The organism is Natrononativus sp. DTA114 (assembly GCF_059736515.1).
Window position 1 is genome coordinate 101,695 of record NZ_JCASSN010000006.1, and the last position, 21,501, is coordinate 123,195.

16 protein-coding genes are annotated in these 21,501 nt (G+C 50.9%); 6 read left to right on the top strand and 10 right to left on the bottom strand.

Annotation, left to right across the window (positions count from 1 at the left end; all coding sequences use genetic code 11):
* Positions 1–296: 296 nt before the first annotated feature.
* The gene (locus tag AC6I6S_RS19270) at positions 297–1,676 is read left to right on the top strand and encodes a GIY-YIG nuclease family protein (RefSeq protein ID WP_497952457.1); all 1,380 of its coding nucleotides are present in this window, start codon (positions 297–299) and stop codon (positions 1,674–1,676) included.
* A 760-nt stretch (positions 1,677–2,436) separates the two neighbouring features.
* Here AC6I6S_RS19270 and AC6I6S_RS19275 read toward each other — a convergent pair.
* A complete protein-coding gene (locus AC6I6S_RS19275; RefSeq protein WP_497952459.1) occupies positions 2,437–2,937 on the bottom strand; it encodes a hypothetical protein in 501 nt (166 codons plus the stop codon).
* A gap of 416 nt (positions 2,938–3,353) precedes the next feature.
* On the opposite strand from AC6I6S_RS19275, the gene AC6I6S_RS19280 reads away from it, so the two are divergent.
* Entirely contained in the window at positions 3,354–4,451 is a 1,098-nt protein-coding gene (locus AC6I6S_RS19280) for a hypothetical protein (protein WP_497952460.1), read from the top strand.
* A 1-nt stretch (position 4,452) separates the two neighbouring features.
* A complete protein-coding gene (locus AC6I6S_RS19285; protein ID WP_497952462.1) occupies positions 4,453–5,577 on the top strand; it encodes a hypothetical protein in 1,125 nt (374 codons plus the stop codon).
* 1,096 nt (positions 5,578–6,673) lie between these two features.
* Here AC6I6S_RS19285 and AC6I6S_RS19290 read toward each other — a convergent pair.
* On the bottom strand, positions 6,674–7,465 hold the full coding sequence (locus AC6I6S_RS19290; protein ID WP_497952464.1) for a DUF7344 domain-containing protein: 792 nt from the start codon (positions 7,463–7,465) through the stop codon (positions 6,674–6,676).
* Positions 7,466–8,266: 801 nt separating this feature from the next.
* On the opposite strand from AC6I6S_RS19290, the gene AC6I6S_RS19295 reads away from it, so the two are divergent.
* The gene (locus AC6I6S_RS19295) at positions 8,267–10,549 is read left to right on the top strand and encodes an MEDS domain-containing protein (protein WP_497952466.1); all 2,283 of its coding nucleotides are present in this window, start codon (positions 8,267–8,269) and stop codon (positions 10,547–10,549) included.
* 90 nt (positions 10,550–10,639) lie between these two features.
* Here the strand turns inward: AC6I6S_RS19295 and AC6I6S_RS19300 are convergent, their stop codons facing one another.
* The 3 genes from AC6I6S_RS19300 to AC6I6S_RS19310 all read right to left on the bottom strand — a co-directional run bounded on the left by AC6I6S_RS19300 (position 10,640) and on the right by AC6I6S_RS19310 (position 13,141).
* The gene (locus AC6I6S_RS19300; protein WP_497952468.1) at positions 10,640–10,819 is read right to left on the bottom strand and encodes a hypothetical protein; all 180 of its coding nucleotides are present in this window, start codon (positions 10,817–10,819) and stop codon (positions 10,640–10,642) included.
* A gap of 286 nt (positions 10,820–11,105) precedes the next feature.
* Positions 11,106–12,224, bottom strand: a complete 1,119-nt coding sequence (locus tag AC6I6S_RS19305; protein ID WP_497952470.1) for an NAD(P)/FAD-dependent oxidoreductase — start codon at positions 12,222–12,224, stop codon at positions 11,106–11,108.
* Between the two features lie 56 nt (positions 12,225–12,280).
* Positions 12,281–13,141, bottom strand: a complete 861-nt coding sequence (locus AC6I6S_RS19310) for a VOC family protein (RefSeq protein WP_497952471.1) — start codon at positions 13,139–13,141, stop codon at positions 12,281–12,283.
* Between the two features lie 144 nt (positions 13,142–13,285).
* On the opposite strand from AC6I6S_RS19310, the gene AC6I6S_RS19315 reads away from it, so the two are divergent.
* Both AC6I6S_RS19315 and AC6I6S_RS19320 read left to right on the top strand, forming a co-directional pair.
* Positions 13,286–14,383 (top strand): phosphotriesterase family protein, encoded by a 1,098-nt coding sequence (locus tag AC6I6S_RS19315; RefSeq protein ID WP_497952473.1) that lies wholly within the window; start codon positions 13,286–13,288, stop codon positions 14,381–14,383.
* Between the two features lie 67 nt (positions 14,384–14,450).
* The gene (locus AC6I6S_RS19320) at positions 14,451–15,275 is read left to right on the top strand and encodes a polysaccharide deacetylase family protein (RefSeq protein WP_497952475.1); all 825 of its coding nucleotides are present in this window, start codon (positions 14,451–14,453) and stop codon (positions 15,273–15,275) included.
* 84 nt (positions 15,276–15,359) lie between these two features.
* On the opposite strand, the gene AC6I6S_RS19325 is transcribed toward AC6I6S_RS19320, so the two are convergent.
* The 5 genes from AC6I6S_RS19325 to AC6I6S_RS19345 are packed head-to-tail and all read right to left on the bottom strand — an operon-like array spanning position 15,360 to position 21,448.
* The gene (locus tag AC6I6S_RS19325) at positions 15,360–16,694 is read right to left on the bottom strand and encodes an ABC transporter ATP-binding protein (protein ID WP_497952476.1); all 1,335 of its coding nucleotides are present in this window, start codon (positions 16,692–16,694) and stop codon (positions 15,360–15,362) included.
* Positions 16,691–17,809 (bottom strand): ABC transporter ATP-binding protein, encoded by a 1,119-nt coding sequence (locus tag AC6I6S_RS19330; RefSeq protein WP_497952477.1) that lies wholly within the window; start codon positions 17,807–17,809, stop codon positions 16,691–16,693. Before AC6I6S_RS19330 ends, AC6I6S_RS19325 begins: the two co-directional genes overlap by 4 nt.
* A 1-nt stretch (position 17,810) precedes the next feature.
* A complete protein-coding gene (locus tag AC6I6S_RS19335) occupies positions 17,811–18,800 on the bottom strand; it encodes an ABC transporter permease (protein ID WP_497952479.1) in 990 nt (329 codons plus the stop codon).
* Positions 18,801–18,802: 2 nt separating this feature from the next.
* Positions 18,803–19,804: an ABC transporter permease gene (locus tag AC6I6S_RS19340; protein WP_497952480.1), complete on the bottom strand. Its 1,002-nt coding sequence runs from the start codon at positions 19,802–19,804 to the stop codon at positions 18,803–18,805.
* An 18-nt stretch (positions 19,805–19,822) separates the two neighbouring features.
* The gene (locus AC6I6S_RS19345) at positions 19,823–21,448 is read right to left on the bottom strand and encodes an ABC transporter substrate-binding protein (RefSeq protein ID WP_497952481.1); all 1,626 of its coding nucleotides are present in this window, start codon (positions 21,446–21,448) and stop codon (positions 19,823–19,825) included.
* Positions 21,449–21,501: the final 53 nt, after the last annotated feature.

A 21,501-nucleotide genomic window follows, 5' to 3' on the forward strand; every position in this document is an offset into this window, starting at 1 on the left:
GAACGCCCTGTACGTACCATAAACATTTACAAATGAAAAGGAAAAGGCGAAGCCAAACGTTAGTACTAATGAGAACTTAGTTGCAAACCGTTTTTGTCTGGTAGTTGGAGGATATCGAGGCATAGTTAGCTGAGATTGCTTTATCTCAGAAGACTGTATTGGAATCACATCAATCGTAATTGATTATAGATTTGTCGATAGAACCTCGAGGAGCCATTCCCCAAGCGGTAGTCGAATTTCCCCACTCACTGAAGGGACGAAACCGGTAAGTCAGTAAAGGAACAAATCTCACTCACATGACTGTCTCGAAGACAGACCTCTGGAGATCATGGGTTGACGACACTCTTCTCAATGATATTCGCGAACCGAATCGGCCTGATCCGGTTCCATTCCTGTCGACGGCCAATGGAGAACTTACCACTACTGACGCGCTCGACCGCTATCGATACGGAAAGAACGATGGCGAATACCTGTACCTCATCTACTTAGCGGACGACCCGATTACCGAGGCCTCCGACATCACCCCAGTGTATGTGGGTGAATCCCGGAACATTGGATCTCGAATCTACCAGCACTACAAGAAAATTACGGAGTCACTCCCAATCCAGGACTGGGAAGATGACGGCTCGTGGGGGAGTTTCTCAAAATATGACCATATTGCAGCAGTTCGTGATGCAGCTGATTCACCGCTCTACGTGTGGATTCTGGATGTAGAGACTATCGACTCGTGTCCATATGGTCTGGCGACCTATCGGCAAGAACTCGAAGCCAAATTGATCGGACTCATTTACGCACATCCGGAGTACCGACGGACGATGACGAATCGCGAGTTCGTACCGAACCGTGTCCTTCATGAAATCGGGAAGGCTGGAAGCGACTGGCTTACCATAGATTCTACGATAGCAGAGACAACGAGCCAACACCCTCAGAACGAGATTAGTGCTTCACAGGGTACGAAAGCAGACCTATGGGCCAACTGGCTCGAGAAGTACGTCTACCCAGACTTCGATAATGAATCAACTGCTGACCCAGTTCCGCTGTTCGCAACGGATGATCAGCTCCACGTGGAACTCACCGACTCTGGGAGACTCAAGCGCTCAGACGCTATTGACGAGCGGATCCGTGCAGAAGGACGAAAATGCGTTCACTCGAGCGGAGTGAAGAACGACGGGTATGAAGGACTAATTTATCTCATGTACCAGCTTGCCGACTCCGATAGTCGCGAGCAGCCGATTATCGTTCCGCGGTACATTGGGAAGGCAGAATCATACGGGAAGAAAAACGAATTGAGTGCTAACTTCAAGGAAATTGCAGCTGAACGGACAAGTACACGGAGTTTCGCCCGTTGGGGTGACGGAAACTACTGGCACATTGGAGAGCTTTCAATGGCATTGTTCGAAGAGGATACACGAAAGGTACCATGGGCAAGCGAACTCTTTGAACAGGGCACTCACCGACTCAAGGATCAGGTGTATCTTTGGGTGAAGGCATGGCACCCAGAGACACATTTCGGACCATACGGCTATCATGCGTATCTCGCAGAAGCTGAACCTCAGCTAATCGGCGTTGCCCAGGCCGCATTTCCGAATAGATTATTGAATAAGAGCGATGTCCCAGACGATGCGCCAATTAAGACAGCTGAATTTGATTTCGAGTCTGCTCGGAGAGTTGATTGATCGATTTCAGAGAGACAAAGAAGCCAATTTGGCATTGTTTATATCCATAACAAATGATGGGTTCTGGCTGCTGAATACGCGCTCTGAGCCTTGTTTAGACGCCCTTGAACGGACGAGTCAGGAGTCCTTTCGTCTAACCAGAATACGGTGTGACCACATCACAGACCAGTTTCGGATGTAGAGAACAACGCGTAGGAGACGATTGTTGCCGCATCAAAACACGGCCCGCGCTCTGTATTCAGTACAGCCACAATAATCTATCACTGTTCGATGACTTCCACAAAGCCAAGAGAGTATATAAGCAGTGGCCGTATCGCACTCCTCTTAAAATATTCCGTGGCCATCCACAATGTTTTTGATCAGTCAGATCTCCAAGTCCTGATCTACAACTATAGGGTCGCCTTCTCTAAACCTATATCCTGTCCGTTCTCTCGCCGATTACCAGCGTTTCAAGGGATCTTTTACACCGGAATAATTTTGGTTGTACAATATCGAATCCCTCGAATCTGGGATTAGCAGAACGCTGAACCAAGTTGACGATACCCAAATAGGTCCGGGTGATTGGCATATTTGAGTGTATCAATACGCTCTCGGTAGCCGATACGGGTAGCAGGAACCCCCGATCGCGTGTAGCTCAGTAGCTTATATCAGAAATGAGGTAATTCAATCTCCATCACCCTCAATTAGTGGACTTTCGCTAAGACTACGATGAACGCCACGTTTCACGGATCGTGGTCTCCTTGACCAGTGGTTGCTGAAATCACCACATCCCATGCTCTTCTCGAACTCGGTACTCTAAACGAGAAATCCGATCCTCTAACTCAGATTGGTTATTGGCATTCCTCTCTATCTTACGGAACCGACTTTCGAGTGTTCCGAGAGTTGAATCCGGATCAGGGTCCTTCACCTCGTCAATCTCTGCGACGGGGTTGATTCCAACACCATCGTCTGCGAAATAGAGTCCAGGTTCTGCACCGTCTTCAGGCGTGATATACCGAAAGGTGAACTCTGAGTTCCAGTATCGGTTGAAGAGGACGTTCGTCACAATTGACTGACGGGCTGCTTTTGCCCCGCCAATAGCTTCGGACCCAACTAAATCAGCGGGGTACAGACCCGGATGCTCTTCAAGCAGATATTCATCAATTTCCCTCACACTGAACGCCTTTTCCTTATGGTCCCAGAAGAGATTATTTATCTCGGCCAGGATGGCATCACTGGTTTGCGCGTTTTCCCACGCACTAGAATCGAGATCTATGGGCATACCCGACATCATACATCCATCTGGTAAAATAGTATCGTTGATAGGTACCTTTCTGAGATCTAAGAGCCACTACGCGATCTCACCGATAGTGTTCGTCGTCAATCTGGAGGATCGCCTCTGTCGTTGCTAGACCATGGTTGGCGGCGAGATCGTCCGCGAACTCAAGTGTGCGATCGGCACGGCCAGGATCGTTCTCCTCGAATAAGTACGCCTAGTTGACGAGTGCATCGACGATCAATAGGTCGTCCTATGGGTGTCGCGTGGACATCACTCCACTTCGGCTCGTCTTCGCACATAAACTCACAATTCCGCCACTCGAGCCCCTCAAGCCGTATTTTCACTTTCGCCCCAAATGGGGAACTAATATACGTGTCGGTGTAACATATTCACCAAACAGCGGTGTCAGAGGTCTCCCAATGCACATACCCGATGGACAATACACCCTCGAAAAATTTTGCCGAGTCATCTTTGACTCACCAGAGTCCGTTTTAGAGGGGTACCACGGGCAGCGTGTCAAATCGTTCCTTTACCTTTCTGATGACGGATGGCGGGACTACCTTGACAGCCACTACAAAACCGAGGAGCTTGGAGACATTACGAAGTTCGTTGGGGAATATAGAGATCGAAAAGGTACCGAGAGGCCGGCTAAATTCTACGTCGGAGAATACGAAGACGAACTCCAAATGGTCGTCACAGCTGAAACCGAGGAAGCCATTCGGCAGGCGCTACCCCCGGTTTCGGAGCACAGTGACTGCCTCTCGCCGATGCCGATTATGACTGAGGACTTCCAGACAATGAATGAGATTGTCCTCAATACCTATGACGATATGCGGATTTCCGAGTTCAAATCAAAGCGAGTTCCGAGCTTAGCTGATGCACGCACCCGTCCAGATGTCAGTCGAGAGATCGAATATAAGGGTATTGACGGGCGCGATCGCCTTGATGAATTTCGTGCTGAGTACGGTGTTGTCCCAACTCGTATTCAGTATGAGCATGAGAATGTCTCTATAAGAATCGATACCTCTGGCAAGTTCACCTTAGAAACCGTCAATCGCGAGAGCTTCACGATCCTGTTCGACCTGCTGAACGAGGTTGTCGTTAACGTTCTCGACTTGCTTGATGTTGCGAACAATATCAAATTCGAAAAGCGCGAGGTGGAGCCGGGAAACTTGAAAATCCAAGTGCCAGAAGTGAGTTCTGGTGAGATAGATTTTGGTCACCCAGTGACACTAATGCAGGCCGAAAGTTTCATCAAAGGCACCAAAAACAGTGAGGGACTGAACTTCAGTTTCACCGACGTTACAAAGCAAGCCGGGTCACTTGATTTCTCTGCTCAGGTAACTGATGAAAATCGAGGGTCACTATTCAATGTCAGTGCGACTGAGGAATCAATGCGGATCGTTCCGAAACACAACTGTTCGTTCCCGTCGATCCTCGAGTTCTATCTGGCTGTGATCCAGATGTTAGACGGAGGCGCGAAGATGAAACTCTACGAATCACAGACTGCGGCGTAATATGACAAACGTTGATCCTCCTAGTTCGGTGCCAGAGGGTCAAAAAACGAAATATCGGGGACTGTATGGCAAGTGCATTCAGTATAAGCTCCAAACGTTCCCTGAGCAATCCAAGCGTGAAAACCTCCGTGAGGAGATCAACGTTCAACAGCAGCACCGCAAGCTGATCAGTTATTCAATCTTCCCGTTCGCGCAAGGAGAACCCGCCGGCTACAAATTCATCACCGCTGAGCCGCTTGAGGAACTCAATGTCCCGAATTTCGATTTTCTACTCTGGAACCTCGATGGGAGCGTAATCTTTGGTGAGGCGAAATCGTCGATACCGGCTAGTGCACCAACCGTTGTGAACCAACTTGAGGAGCGCAAAAAGGTAGCTGAAGCGCATAAGGAGTATATCGAAGAGGAGTACCTCGGGAGCGAAATCAATCACATGGAATTTGTAGTGGCGACGTATGTCAATCATGGTGATAAGATCGCAAAGGAGATTATCGAGACAGGTGTTAATTTCATCACATGGGTGGTTGATGCACACTCTGACACTCTGTGGATTCGGCAGGCAAGACCCACATCCTTCCCTGATAATCTGGAGGCCGAAGACCCAGATGCGATGCTCGAGGAACTCGATCGACGGCATACACACGATATCTCGTCGCTAAACGGTGAGTTGGACCGGGTGACGACGAGTTTTGGGCAAGCAGATGTCTTGCCAACATCGATTATTGTTGATCGCCTACGCGTCGTGGTACAATCACGGAGGGTCAAGGGGCGACATCCCTGTGTGAACCGTAGGGACGTTGAGGAGTACGTTTCTAACAATGCGTTGAATTACACAGAAGAGCGTATTTCAGAGATTGTTGACAACTTGATCGAATCTGGAAAACGAATCAACTTCCTATCCGACTGGGAAAATGCTCGAGCAGATTTCAAGATTGTGTCGAACTACACTGCTAAAGACGATCTTGAGCAAGTGTTAGAGGACAAATGGGTTGATTGGAAAATTGAGGGGTTGAAGGACGAGCTGAGAGACGAGTGCGAAGAGCGTGTGCTTGCCGAAATTGACAAGCAGACTCAGCTTGACGACTACGGGATGAATATGCCGACGGAAGCAGGCAGTGGTCGGGAGTAGCTTTCCGATAGAGGGTGTTTGCTTACATCTAACCAAGGAAGCCAAAACTGGCCTTTTGCTAGGTCACTGAATGCTCAGGATAGGTGAAGCGGGTAACGGTGATGCAATAATTCTCCCAGGGACCTGTCAAGAGATGCCTGCTGAATTGAGTGCTCTGTGGGACCACTAGGCTGCGGCGGTTTTGGACCAGTTGGAGAGAGGTAGTTGCGGTTCGATTCAGACGTATTTTACTCATATCGCTGCTAGATATACCAATTCCTGCAAAAGCAAGGGTCTACGGTGGATTCTCGTTACTGATTCAATGTTGACTGTTCTCCGACGATATTGTGCCAATTACAGTGCCTTCTAGTGATCCTACAGAGCAGTTTACTCACAGCTCGGTTCTGCTATTGACCTGCTCGAGTGCATCGACTACTGTCAATCCGTGACTGTTTGCTATGGCTGTCGCGAGCTGTACTGCCCGCTCGGCCCGTCTTGGTTCGACTGTCTCGAGCCGGTGACTAAACGACACGAGCGCTTCAACGATCAACAGATCGTCTTGTGGATGCTCTGTTGGAAGCATATCCAGGCTGGCCGCGTGTTCACATAAAAACTCACGGACGTCTGGAGACATCACGGCAACAGCCGCTACAACCGATGACACACTGTTCGACGTTAGAAATTCTTAACTAGATTGTACCGTGATCAGAAGTCGCGCTATCGATAAGAACAGTAGACGCATTTTTTGCCTCGTCGATGAGCAGAGAGAAAGACAATCGCTACGTCGTGTCCCATCGAGCGGTGGCGAGGAGTGTACAGAAATAGCCGGGTTGGTCCGGGAGGTAGTCATCATTCTCCGGGTTGGAGTCGAAAATCGTTTCGAGCGCACACTTGCCCGATAACGTCTATACCATCGAATCTTCGATTTCGAAATCCCAACTAATGGGCCTCTCGGACTCAAATGCCGCCTCGAGATCGACATGTAGGTCGAACGATTTCTCGTTAGAGACCCGCGAGGCTCTGTTGAAGGCCTCACACAGTGGCGTTTGGCGAATCCATACTCTGAATAGAGAGCATGAGTGCAGCACGTGAATCGATCAGGAGGGGAATAAATCGATTAGTGCTCAGTCGAGGTAATGGATTCACTGACCGTAGCCAACTCCTCACTCGCCTGTATTACTGATGAAATTCGGTCGTCGGTCCACACAACGTTCACGTCAGGCTCGTAATGAATTAGCCCGTCATCAGCCAGTTTTGGGAGTCGGTTGTGGACTAACTCGAGCTGTACCTCCTGGGGCTCCGTCTCTTCGACTGTCGCGATCTGGGCGGCAAGCGATCCAACATCGAGTGGATCGTCCGCCAGTCTGAGCGCGCAGATAGCGTACCACGACCGTGTATCTGCTGCGAGTTCGGCGAACTTTTGTGCGTCAGCGGAGAACGGCGCAGCACCTGCGGCAACCAATCGATATTCATCGGTATCGAGAGCGACATCCAGATACCGTCGCTCATTCGAGATCGCCGTGAACAGCGATACGACTCCCCCACCGAGAGCACCCAGCAAGATCAGCAGCTCAGGGTTGATTACGGTTGCCCCCGCTATCTGTTCGGCGCTTACGTATCCAAACAGCAGTACTGCTGCGGTGATCGTCCCCGCGAGACACCACTTTGCAATGTGCCAGCCATCCTTATGAGGCACATCGTGGGCTGCGATCCAGTAGCCACCGTAGATGATTGCTGCAGCCGGAGCGCTGACGAGTGCGAGCTCGACAGCCCAGGCGGTGAGCGGTTCTGGATGAGTAACGAGAAATGCAACACCAGCTACTCCGAGTACTATACCGACAGCTGTGACGAGCCATGATGCCGAATCGTACTGGACATTCAGGCCGCTATGAGTGTTATTAACTCCCATGGACGCTCGCATCGATATTCACAGCCAACGTAAAAAGACTTTCTCAGTAAGATGTACAAAGTCAGGAAATGGGTAGTATGAACGTCGTCCCCGTAGTGAGCGTTTGGCCCTTCGCGTAGATCGTACAATAATCACCGTTAAGTGTTACCGGTTTCCAAACAGATAGGCTGGCATCTATGGGGGCACAGACTGTGACAGATTCCCCCCTCACATACCAACAATCCGTGCTCGCAGAGGTCGTCAGAGAGGCGACCCTGCAGGGAGTACTCCCAATTGAAGACTGTATTGAGCTCCAGGCTCAAATCGCACAGACGCAGTCACTCGACGAGATCGATCACCTCTGGGATTCCCTGTCAGAAGAATACCGTATCCTGGAGTCGCACACTCCAGCATAAACAAAACAGTGACCGAATCTATGGTACGCGGTTCGTGCCGACGGCCGGCGTGCGGGCGTCAACCTTAACGACCTGTTCGGACTCGCTGAAGAGAGTTCAATTCTCTGTCCGCGGGTGAGAGACGAGGACGAACAGTGACACAACATGACCAATACCGATGACAAAGAGCAACCGCTTGCCTACAGTGATATTCTTCATCCAATTTCCACAAAACCATTTTGTGGAGAACTATAAGCCAGGTTACTAATAGCAGAGTGGCGCTAATCGAATACGGTTCCTGATGGGCTCGGGGGACTTCGATCAACCCGCTTAATGGCCCAGATACTATAGATATAGGGCATACCACTTGTTGGAAGTGACCATTGGCAACATCACTTTTAACTGTGCGCCAAAAGTATCACATTCAATGAGTCAACCGGTCAAAAAGGACCACCAACGCAACACGCCGGGCAGGGAGCACGGCCTCGACGCACTGCGCCAAAGCCCGGCGTTTACTGGGCCTGCCGAACACCTTGACGACCATGAACACACTAACGACCATCTTGCGCTTATCTACGAGACCCGCAACGAGCAGTTCGCGGCAGTCGTCCCCTATATCCGCCAAGGCCTCGAGCAGGGTGAACGCTGTGTCTACATCACTCACGAAACCTCTCGAGAAGAAGTGATAGAGGCGATGCAAGACGGGGGAATCGACGTAGATGGCGCTTTGGAGTCAGGAGCCTTCTCGATTCACGAGGAACAGGAAACCTATCTTCGGACTGGATCATTCGATCCGGAGGATACACTGTCGTTTCTCAACGATGCTACCAGGGAGGCGGCTGAGGAATACGAAGCACTCCGCGTTACTGGTGAGATGTCCTTTATTTTAGACGATGACGCCCGTGTCGATGACCTTCTGAAATGCGAGAGCAAGGCTAACTATCTCTTTCAGGACGTAGACGGAATGGCGCTCTGTCAGTACAATCGCGAGCGATTCCCGCCGGAGGTCATCCGCGATGTCATCAATACCCACCCGCACCTGATTCATGACAACCGCGTGAGTCACAACTCCTACTATACGCCACCCTCTGAATTCCTCGGCCCTGACCGCCCTACTCGCGAAGTTGAGCGAATGATAGGAACGCTCCGTGAGCAAACTGACGCGAAAGCGGAACTCGAGGAACGCCAACGATTCACACGCAGGCAAACTGAAATCATCGCCAGCACAGACCAACCGTTCGAGGAGAAGCTTCAGGCACTGTTTGAGTTGGGATGCGACCGGTTCAACCTCGAATTAGGAGCACAAGCTCGAGTCGATACAGAAGAGGACTGGTTCGAGATTGAGTACGTCAGCGACGATCACGAGCATTTCGAACCGGGTGTTGAACTACCGCTCTCAGAAACCTATTGCACTGCTGCCACCGAGATCAAGGCGGCTGGAAGCGTTTCAGACCCCCACGAGGAAGGATACGACGACATCCATGTGTATCAGAAGTTCGGGATCCAAGCATACCTCGGAACCCATATCGAGATCTCCGGCGATACTGATCGGACGTTCTTTTTCATCACCTCTCAGCCGAGGGACGAAGGCTTCTCAGATGACGAATACGCGTTTCTCGAGTCGATGGGGCAGTGGGTAAGATACGAACTCGAACGCCAACAGCGAGAACAGGACCTGCGTGAGCGCACAGAACATCTGAGTGCGCTTATTGAGGCCACGCCCGAATGCATCAAGACGGTCGCCGGCGACGGTACCCTCCTCCAGATGAACACTGCCGGCCTCGAAATGGCAGAGGCCGACTCGGCGCAGAGCGTAATCGGCGAATCCGTCTACGACCTGATTGCCCCCGAGGACCGTGCACGGTTCCGTGAGTTCAACGAGCGAATTTGTCGGGGTGAAAATGGGACCTTGCAGTTTGATATTATCGGGCTTGAGGGAACGCGCCGGAATATGGAAACGCACGCAGCACCACTACACCTCCCCAATGAAACGATCTCTCACATTGCGGTGACGCGTGACATCAGCGAACAAATTGAGCGCGAACAAAAACTCGAGGAGACGATCGACCAACTCGAGGAGTCGAACAAACGTCTCGAGAGTCTGGCGAGCATGATCGCCCACGAACTGCGTAATCCGGTTGCAATCGGCCAGATTTACAGCCAGAAGTTGCCGACTGAGGCGGCCCCGGATGCCGTCGACTACATCATCGAGGCGTTTGACCGCATCGAGAATATAATTGACGTCCTGCTGGTCTTAACGCATGGACGAGAGACCGTTGGTGAGCGAACTCCGGTATCGCTTGCAGACGTGGTACGGAACGCTTGGGAGGAAGTAGACGCACCCGATGCAACACTTCACATTGAGGTCGACGGCGAGATACAAGCGGACGAGACGTACCTCCAGCACCTGTTCAGAAACCTCTTCGAAAATGCAGTCCTACATGGTGGCGCGGGCGTCACCATTGAGGTTGGAGAAGGATCGGACGGGTTTTATGTAGCGGACGATGGGTCCGGAATTCCGGCAGAGGAACGAGATACAGTGTTTGAAGCCGGGTTCACGACGGCAGCTAAAGAAGGCGGGACTGGGCTGGGACTGGCGTTCGTCCGGGAGTTGGCCGACCTCTACGGGTGGGCGTGTGCGGTGTCAGAGAGTGCTGCCGGTGGAGCTCAGTTCGAATTTCAGGACGTCGATTTTGTGTCGAAAGAATAACCGACCAGCACTTGACGAGTTGCGGAACCCTGTTTTGGCCAGGAAAACTCACTTTCTATTCATTTCTGAACTACTCGAAAGAGGACCTGCTCACGTCTCGTCGGTATTGACGAACACCCAGCCGTCATTTCTGACGGTGATGTCGTGTCCACGATAGCTGAGGGTGATCGATTCCGTTCCGTTGTGATTCTGGCGCCAGCGTGCCGGGCCGAGCAGCACTTCCTCGACCGCGACCGTGTCGACGTAAAATTCTAAATCTGACCGAGCCACGTCCTTGAGGCCCAACTTGAGGAGCCTCTAACACTGTTGTCTCGTAGTCCTCCCCCTAAGAACTGAATCGGTTCCCGCGGATACCCACCAAGTCACTCGAGATAGAATTCAAGTGCCGTACGGGAGATGTTGGGACGAAATGTGTAAGTGGGGCTCTCAGACTCAAGTCCATCACCGTGCCAGAGATTGATCTGGATTAGAATACCACACGATTGGGGTCCGCATCTTACGTATCATAATCCACTCAGAGTGGAAAGACCCTCTTTGACCGATTTGAGAAGGAGCCTCATGGCGAGAATAAGTCGAGGTCAATAGCCCCCCAATTTCCGGTTGAAATTTTTGTACTGAGTGCTCGCCCAACCGCAGGCGCAAGCATGAATCCATGGCCATTGAACCCCGCTGCAACATACAAGCCAACACTATTCTGACATTGGCCAATAAGTGGAAGTGAATTAGGAGTGATAGCTTTGAGCCCGGCCCATCCATGCGTAATGGTGGAATCGTTGAGCCCAGTACAACATCGGTCAAGGTAATCTCGCACCTGCATTTCGAACGACCGATCATAATCCCTATTATAGTTGGAAGGATCAATGACTGCAGATTGTGTACCCTGGCCACACACCAAGAGCTTTCCACCCTTTTCGGGCCGATACAATAGACTCTCTGAGAGGTCCATCACAAATGGTTCCGTCCCTGAAACAGCAGTATTCTCCCTTGTTACCACAATTTGAATGCGAACCGGTTCGAGAGGGAGAGAACCCCCCACATGAGTGACCAATTCATTTGACCACACGCCTCCAGCGATGAGGGTAGTATTCCCATCGTATCGTTTTTCTCCAACACGGACCCCTTGCACACGCCCACTCTGTGTATTGATGTCAGTAACAGGTGAATGCTCGTAGATCTCGACTCCTTTTTCTCTCGCCCGTTCGGCCATCCAATCGATAAACAATTCGGGGTCAACAACTCCACCTGTTGAACAATAGTTTGCTGCAGTAATATCATCAGACGTAAGATAGGGTACTTTACTCTGAACTGCGGTCGGTGACACGGCTTCAACTTCGAGACCAACCCTGCGTTGCATGCGAGCGGTTTCTTGCAGCTGATCTGCTTCTCGAGCAGTGCGTGCAAGTACAAGATAGCCGTTTTGCTCAAAAGTAAACCGATCAGTCTCCTGGCTGAACCGCTGAAACTGCTCGACTGAATCCATCGCAAGTTCCACTTCGCGTTCATGGAACAGCTGTTGTCTGATTCCTCCGGCAGATAGTCCAGTTGACCCCTCTCCGATTTGATTTGCCTCAAAGAGCGCAATGGTCAGGTCTGTACTACGAGAAAGATGATAAGCGGTACAGACACCGATTGCTCCCCCTCCAACGATGATTACGTCATAGCCCTGGCCACTCATACGAGGGTATTTTCGTAAGTAGTAATAAACTCATGGAGGCACTTGATTGTCTGACTCTAACCAGAAACCTCGACAACACCTAGTTTTCCGCTGTTTCCAAACTCCTCTGCGAGCCATCCGATTCGCTGCGTGAGTGGTTGGTCCCAGTTACAGAGAGAGAACCGCTTCTCAGAACGAGCAAAATCCGTCGTTCCCAATAGAAATCCCCAGGGAAGTTCTCCGAAGTCCTCAATTCTATCTGCGAGCCAGCTATCCATACTCTGTGGTGCCGTTAGTATTACAGGAGTGTCCTCAAAGACAGCAATATCGAGACCCTGCTCAGGGTCTGTCCAACGAACAGGGTCTGAGAGGTCAAACACATGCTGATAATCGGTCACGGCCTTCTCAAGGTCAGCCACCCCAAGTAGAACATATTGAACACCAACGAGTTCCGTTCCGGTTACGCTGTCTGCGGGTTGAACCCGGAGTTTCCGCGGGGTGCGATCAGCGATCAAGAATGGATACCGCGTACCTGGAACACAGTCACCGAGGAACGCAACATCCCACTCGAGTAGATCACCATCACCTGTTTGTCTACTCATCGCCATGGGTTCGTTGACTTGGACCTCCCGTTCAGTGAGCGTCTGCATGGTACGATCGAAGTCTGTGGGTGAGATAGCCCACCCAGCAGGGCCAGCAGAGCCCCAGATGAGGTCTTTACGCCGAGGTGGGTGCTGGCCTGGCTGAACAGTCGAAAGCAACTCGATATAGGACCCATCATCGAATCCAAGAATGGAGTTGTGAGTGATCCCATTATCGTGGACGCCACCGGGGACTGGTTCCAGCCCCAATTTGGAGAACTGATCGGTCATCGCCTCGAGGGTCCGGTCTGTAACGATAACGTGGTCAAGAGAATAGTTGCCGAATCCACGGCTCATATAGACACATTATCACAGCACACGTTAAGTTGCGCTATTTGTGCAGCGAATGCCTGGATCTAAAAACGAAAGCAGCACCACCCGACTGACAACGCCATCTCCGGTAACCGTACGTATACATTGACTTAGAACGTGGTAGGCGGTATGTCAACACAAGACGAAGGAAGTGTCGTCACAGTCACTGGTACGACCGACCCGAGTACTCTCGGAGTTACACTTCCACATGAGCACGTATTCTTTGATGGCACTGAGGCACTGTTTAGCCAGCCCACGTCTGCTTATGAACGCGCAATTGCTCGAGAACCTGTATCAATGGAGAACCTGGCCTGGATTCGCCAGAACCCGTTTATGCACAAAGACAACATGCGAGCAGACTCTGTCGAGGAAGCAGTCAGTGAGTTGCGCGAGTTCGCTCGTGCTGGTGGCGATACGGTTGTCGATGTCACACCGAAAAACGTAGGCGAAGATCCTGAACGCGTTCGAGGAGTTGCTCGTGAAACCGGCCTCACCATCATTCACGGAACAGGCTACTACATAGAACCTGCACACCCACAGTCGATTTCCCATCGGTCTGTGAAAGATATAACACAAGAACTCGTCGATGACGTCTGTAAAGGGATTGGCGGGACTGACGTACGTGCAGGTATCATCGGTGAAATCGGGCTCAGCGGGCAAATCAAAGATGCTGAGCGGCAAGTTCTCCGTGCGGCAGCGCGTGCCGCTGTTCGCACTGGAGCACCGCTTACAATCCACCCACCCGGAAAGACCCAAGAAAGCCAACGCGACCGAACATACCCCACCTCCCGATGGGGATTAGAAATTCTAGATATCGTTGAACAGGAGGGGTTATCCCCTAAACAGGTCGTAATCGGCCACATCGATCGATCGCTGTATGAGGATCTCTCCTACCAGAAGAAAATCGCAAAGCGTGGTGCATATCTCGAATATGATTTGTTTGGGAGGCATTCCTATCTGGAAGTGTTTGAAGACGGCTACCCGTCTGATAGGTGGCGAGTGGATTCGATTAAGGAACTAATCGAGGCAGGCTATCTCGAGAACATCTTGTTGTCCCATGACGTCGCATCGAAGACTACTCGATCTACGTATGGTGGCTATGGATACACGCATATTCTAGATACTGTAGTGCCGATGATGCGCGACCGTGGAATTAGTGATAGGCAGATCTCAGTGATGAGTCGAGAAAACCCACAGAGAATGTTGACGTTTGCTGAACCGGCCTGACAGGATATGCAATAGCAGATCCAGCCGGTGTGCTAACTTTTACCTTACTGTCCTGCTTACGCCAGCCATGCCTCAATCAACGGTCTGTATAAGTTGTGACTTCGACGGAGTGTCCCCCTGGTTGTACTTGTTCGATGCATGGGAAAGCCCCACGAACATCTCTCGAGGCTTATTCGGTGTCGATCATGGTGCACCGCGGTTGCTCGAATTATTCGACAAACACAGTATCGATACGACCTGGTTCATCCCAGGGCACACTTTAGAGAGTTTCCCAGAGCGATGTGAAACCGTCTGGTCAGAGGGGCACGACGTTCAGCATCACGGATGGACTCACAAGCCCCCATCAGAGTTTGAATCAAAAGAGGAAGAGCGGAGGGACATTGAGCGGGGGATTGAGTGTATTGAATCACTCACTGGGCGTAAGCCGACAGGATACCGTTCCCCCTCGTGGGATTTCTCGTTACACACGCTCGAGATTCTGCAGGAACTGAACTTTGAATGGGACTCGAGCCAAATGGCCGCGGATTTCGAACCATACTTCGTACCGGCCAATTGGAACGCTCCCGAAGATGGGCCGTTCGACCGAGGAACCCAAACAGATATCGTTGAAGTCCCGGTTTCTTGGCAGCGCGATGACTTCCCGGCGTTTGCCTATCGCCGAGGTCAAGGCTTTGCAAACGGAGAAGCTGTGTTCAGTGCTTGGCGTGAGCAGTTCGATTGGATGCACCAGCACATTGAGAACGGTGTTTTCGTTCTCACACTTCATCCACAGATTAGCGGGCAAGCTCACAGACTTAGTCACCTTGAGCAGTTACTCGAATACTTCAAATCGAAGTCTGGAGTCGAATTCCAAACGATTGCTGAGTATATCGAGACACAAAACATGGTGTAAGATCGCGTTCGTATTTAGCTGAAAAAGCGGGCACTAAACTTCTGTCCCCGAGGGGTGCACACGCGAGCGAGGAGAGTGGGTACCTCACGAGAACTTCTCGGCTACCCGATGGCAGCCGACGTAGTGTCGGTCATCACTGAACTCTGGTTTGACTTCGTAATTCGGTTTCTCTTGTGCACAGACACTAGTATCCATAAACGCAGACGTAAGCAACTCTGCTGACTCATTGTATTTCCCCTCCGCAAACAATTCGAGACCCGAATCGAGGTCTTGCTCAATATCAGCAGAGAGGTCTGCATCACCCAAAAATTGTTCTTTGATTTTTGGAACCGGTTCGGGTTCAATCAGTTGGCGGTCAATCGCCCAGATCAGGTCACGGACGCTATCCCACTCACCGTTCCAATTGTACCTCTCAGGTGCGATCAACTCAGGACACCGCGTTCTGAACCGGCATCCGCTTGGGGGGTTCATTGGGCTCGGCAGATCACCTTCAAGCGTTCTGCGTTCACTCCTGAGTCGCGGATCCGGGACAGGGATCGCATCCAAGAGAGCTTGTGTATACGGGTGCTGTGGGTTCTCGTATAGCTCTTCCTTTTCAGCAAGTTCGACGATCTCCCCGAGGTACATCACAGCAACGCGATCACTGATTTGTCGGATGACGCTCAGGTCATGAGCGATGAACAGGTACGTGAGTCCGAATTCTTGCTGCAGTTCCTGCATCGTGTTCAGAACTTGTGCTTGAATCGAGACGTCTAATGACGCAACCGGCTCGTCACAAATAATGAAATCCGGGTCAAGTGCAAGTGCACGTGCGAGGTTTACCCGCTGGCGTTGCCCTCCAGAGAATTCGTGTGGGTATCGATTGTAATGTTGTGAGTCTAGTCCGACCTTCTCGAGGAGTTCCTTCGCACGTGCCTCTCGGCCCTCGCTGTCCAGAAGGCCGTGTGTTTTCAATGGTTCTTCAACGATTGTACCGATTTTCATTCGGGGGTTGAGTGACGACTGAGGGTCCTGAAACACCATCTGCATGTCCTGGCGTTGCTGTCGCAGCTCCTCACCGCTCAGCGTAGTTATATCGGTCCCATCGAACTGAATGCTACCTTCAGTTGGCTTGAGTAACTGAAGGATTGTACGGGCAAGCGTGCTCTTCCCACATCCAGACTCGCCAACAAGCCCGAGAGTCTCACCTTTGCGGACGGTAAAAGAGACGTCGTCTACTGCCTTTACGTAATCCTGACCGAACGTTACATCCGGAACGTATCCATCCCAGTCTAGGTTCACTCCGGCAAATAGCCCAGTCTCTGTGGGGAAGTATTTAGAGAGGCTGTTTACTTCGAGCAGGATCTGCTCATCATCGACCCGCTCGTTCGTTCTCCCTGCTGGAGCAACTGATGGATTGTCGTTGCTTTCACTACTCATTGTTCTCTCCCCTCAATTGGTTGGTTCGCCTGATTCAGCGGTGTCTTGTTAGTTGCGCCTGACTTGAGTGGCTGGCTCTCCTCATACTGTGAGCCAAAGACGTCGTGTTTTAAACACGCAGAGCGCTGTCGGTCATCGACCTCTCGAATGTCAGGGTGAACTTGTTTGCAAACTTCTCGAGCATCGGGGCATCGTGGATGAAACCGACATCCAGTGGGCGCCTCGAGAGGGCTTGGCATTATCCCTTCAATGGGTTCGAAAGTTCCAACGGTCTCATGTGGCTTTGGAATCGACCGTAGCAGTGCTTCAGTGTAGGGATGTTTCGTATCATGGAAGATGTCATCAACTCCAGCTTGTTCAATAATCTCCCCTAGGTACATCACGTTCACACGGTCACAAATTTCTGCAACCACACCGAGGTCATGAGTGACCCAGATGAAGCTAGTATCATATTTCTTCTGTAGTTGCCGGACGAGACTAATGATTTGGCCTTCAACAGTCACATCAAGTGCTGTCGTGGGTTCATCAGCGATAATGAGGTTTGGTTCACACGCAAGTGCCATCGCAATGAGCACACGCTGTCGCATTCCACCAGAGAGCTGATGCGGATAATTAGAATAGCGGTCATTGGCTTCGGGGATTCCGACCTCACGAAGCATTTGTATTGCCTCTGCTTCAGCTTCTTTCTTTGAAAGCCCCCGATTTATTTCAATAAACTCGCGAAGCTGACTCCCAACCGTGAAAACGGGATTCAGGCTCTCCATCGGATCCTGGAAGATTAGAGCGATTTCAGAGCCGCGAATCTGTGAACGCATTTGAGATTCACTGAGCATAGCTTCGCCGTCGATGACTTCGCCGGTAGACTCTTGAGAACGATCGATTAGCACTTCATCTTTGTATCTCACTGTCCCAGAGACAACTTCACCCGGTGATTTGATAAGCCGTAGTATACTGCGAATAGCAACGCTTTTTCCGGCACCAGATTCGCCAACCAACCCGACAATCTCACCTTCATACACATCAAATGAGATACCATCAATTGCTCTAACGGTTCCTTCGTCCGTAGCGAATTGCGTTGTCAGATTCTCGACGCTGAGTAGTGGTTTCGAAGTCATTTTAATTATTGTTCCTTGGATCTAATGCGTCTCGAACACCGTCACCGATGAGATTGAATCCCATCACTGTTATGAGGATTGCCAATCCGGGCCAGATGCTAAACCACGGATTTGGAAGCATGTATCCTCTGGAGTCAGCTAGCATCTGCCCCCATGAAGGCGTCGGTGGCTGGACACCAAACCCAAGGAAGGAGAGGCCAGCCACGATGAGGATGTTCACACCAACCTGTAGCGTAGCTTGTACCAGCACAGGCGCAAAGCTATTCGGGATTATGTGTCTGAGCAGGATATGCCGGTCTTTAACCCCAATCGATTTGGCAGCCTCAATGTACTCCTCTTCACGTATCTTAAGGACTTCTGAGCGAATCAGGCGGGCGAAAATCGGGATTGTAACGACTCCGACTCCGAGAATTGCGATCCAGAGGTGGCGACCAAAGACAGCCATGATCGCAATCACAAGAACGAGGAGTGGGATGGCGTAGACCGTTTCTACCGTACGCTGGAAGATGTCGTCAATCCATCCCCCATAGTATCCAGAAATCGCACCAATAGCGGTTCCCAGAATTACACCGAATCCTGTCGCCACGACTCCTACCTGAATCGCAATGCGAGTTCCATAGACGAGTCTAACTAGAATGTCTCGCCCTCGTTGATCCGTCCCTAGAGGGTGTCGCCAGGTACTACTACCGAAGTTATTCTCGATACCAAGTGGAGGTAGAAGGGCTGGTGACCCAGTATCCCGTTCTGGATGGTACCAGAATCGGTCTGCAAGATAGTAGTCGAGAATTTGGGCATCAACAGTAACGAAGATCGCGATTACAGTCACGACGCTGATGATATACAGCCCCAACCTGGCGGTCGTGTCACGTTTTATTTGCGCTAATACGTATCGCCACTGAGCCTGATCCCGAATATTTCGTTCTGACTGGTCGCCCGATACTGCGGCGTCATCGGGCCGATCTGGATCCGCCTGGCCAGAATGGCTCGCCATCACTACTCACCTCCGTCATACGATATCCGTGGGTCGAGGTAAGCATACAGGATATCGGTAATCAATACCCCGACGACGAATATTAGTCCAAAGAACAGCGTTACCCCCATCAAGAGTGAGTAATCCTGACTTTCAACTGCAGTGATCATGAGTGTTCCCATACCGTTAATATTGAAAACCGTCTCGGTGAGAACAGCCCCACCGAGTGCTGTAGTTAGCTGAATACCGATTATCGTTACGACTGGAAGTTGTGCGTTCCGTAGAGCGTGCTTGCGGAGAATTGACCGCTCGGGAACGCCGAATGCCTGGGCAAGTACGACGTATTCTCGATCAAGTACATCGAGCATCGAAGAGCGTTGGATTCGCATAATTGCGGCAGTCTGAAGGGTCCCCAGGGTAATCGTAGGGAGGATCAAGTGTCCAAAGGATTGCCAGAGTACCTCTGGCCGAGTTCCAGCACTATTCACATTCGCAGGGTCTGCCCACGGCATGATCAACCCTGAGGATGGAAAGAGATTCAAGTGATATGCAAAGATGATAATGAGCATCAATCCGATCCAGAACGAAGGCGTGCTGACACCGATAAGAGCGATGACTCGAGAGATGTGGTCAGTCGGTTTATTCTGGCGCTTTGCAGAGATAACACCCAGAGGGATTGCCATCGAGATCGCTAACGTAAAGCTCGACGCAACGAGGAGCAGAGTCGCCGGAAGCCGCTCGAAAATCTTCTCAGTAACTGGGACACCATTGTAGTGAATACTACGTCCGAGGTCGCCCTGAGCAACGCCCATCATATAGTTGAAATATCGTTCATAGATTGGCCGATCTAACCCATATCGTGCTTCGACAGCTTCGATAGTACTCTGGTCAGTACCGGGCCCAAGCATAATGCGTACGGGGTCACCGGGCATGGCATTAACTAGAAAGAAGGTGATCGTTGCGATTCCGATTAAAATAAAGACTGACTGGAATAATCGGCGTATCGTATATCGAAGCAAACTCATTGTATAGGTGGAGGAGTGCTATCTGTTAATACTAACGTTGTTGTAGGAAGTCAAGAGCCGAGGATTAATTGGCCCAACCGGGTGAACTTGGAAATCCTCTACATCGTCTTTAACAGCATAGACGTTCTGATAGTTGTACGATGGCAAGTGAACCCGTTCCTCTAATAGCGTTGTGATCGAATCGATATATAGCTCGCGACGAAGATCCTGGTCAAGCGTTTGCCGTGCTTCTAGAATCTGTTCTTGGACTTCCTCATCTCGGTAGAAGACACCTTGGTTCACCGTTTCCGCATCTTCGTGGAAGAGATTGTACATGAAGTCATCAGGGTCGGCGTACCGAATCCAACCCAGGACGTAAATGTTGTAGTCATTTGCATTCCCGGTATATGCACGGTCAAGTAGCGCACCCCAGTCCAACCGCTCAACGGTTCCATCGTATCCCGCTTCGCGGAGGCCATCGGCAATCGTGAGACCTATTTCTTCACGGTTGTCATCCGGAGGAACGAGAATTGTCGCGTCCCAGTCATCAGGAACACCTGCTTCCTCAAATAACTCAATTGCTCTGTCAATATCAGGCTCATGTGGGATTTCTGCCCACTCATCAACCGGCATATCCCAATCATCGGCCATCTCTGCGGGCAGAGGGCTGTACTGTCTCACACCGGCAGGTTCGATGTACCGTTCAACTGCATCATCCATTGAGAAGGTATAGTCGATAGCCTCCCGGACTCGAGCATCTGCAGTAGGGCCCTCGTTGCAATTAAATGCAACATAGAAGTATCCTACACTGGGGGTCTCGTGTATTGTAGTATCATCCATTTCTTCGACTGTCGACCAGAGTTGCGGAGGAATCGTCTCAATTATATCTTGTTCCCCAGTTTCAATTGCTGTGATTCGAGTCGTCGACTCGTCGATTGGTACAAATCGAACGCCAGCAACGTTGGGTAGCTCATCTCCCCAGTAGTCGTCCCATCGTTCGATTTCTACGAAGTTGCCCTCTTCCCAATCAACAAACCGGAAGGGGCCGGAACCGACTGGTTCACTGGTTCCAAATGCACCAGGGTCGGCTTCGCGGACGTCCATTGGAACGACATGGTGCGTCAACACCTCTTCAAACATTGCATATGGCGACTCCAGATCAATCTGGATCGTTTGCTCATCAATGAGTTCTGTCGATTCAATTGGAGAGAATAATGCTGCTAACGGGGTTCCCTCGTCAACTGGTGCCGTAATAGAATATTCAACGTCTTCGGCAGTTACTGGCTCGTCGTTGTGGAATCGTGCTTCATCGGTAATTTCGATAATGTACCGAGTACCGTCTTCCTCAATTTCAGGCATGTCTGTTGCCAATTCAGGTTCGACATCGAACTCCTCCGTATAGGTGTATATCGAACTGTAGAGGCGATTGCCGACGATGCCATCTGGATTCGAAAACTGTTCGATGGGGTCGAAATGGACCGGACTCAGTGCCTGTCCAATGTTTAGTATCTCATCAGAAGACCCATCAGCACCGTTGCCATTGCCATTTCCATTGCCGTTCCCCTCCCCGTTTTCACTCCCGGTATCTCCAAAACATCCCGCGACGGTAAGGGACATTGAAGCACCTGCTGCTGCAAGGAGTTTCCTCCTGCCAATGCTTGCCATACCAGACCGCATTAGTGCCCCCAGATAAATAAGGGGCTGTATGGGCAACATTA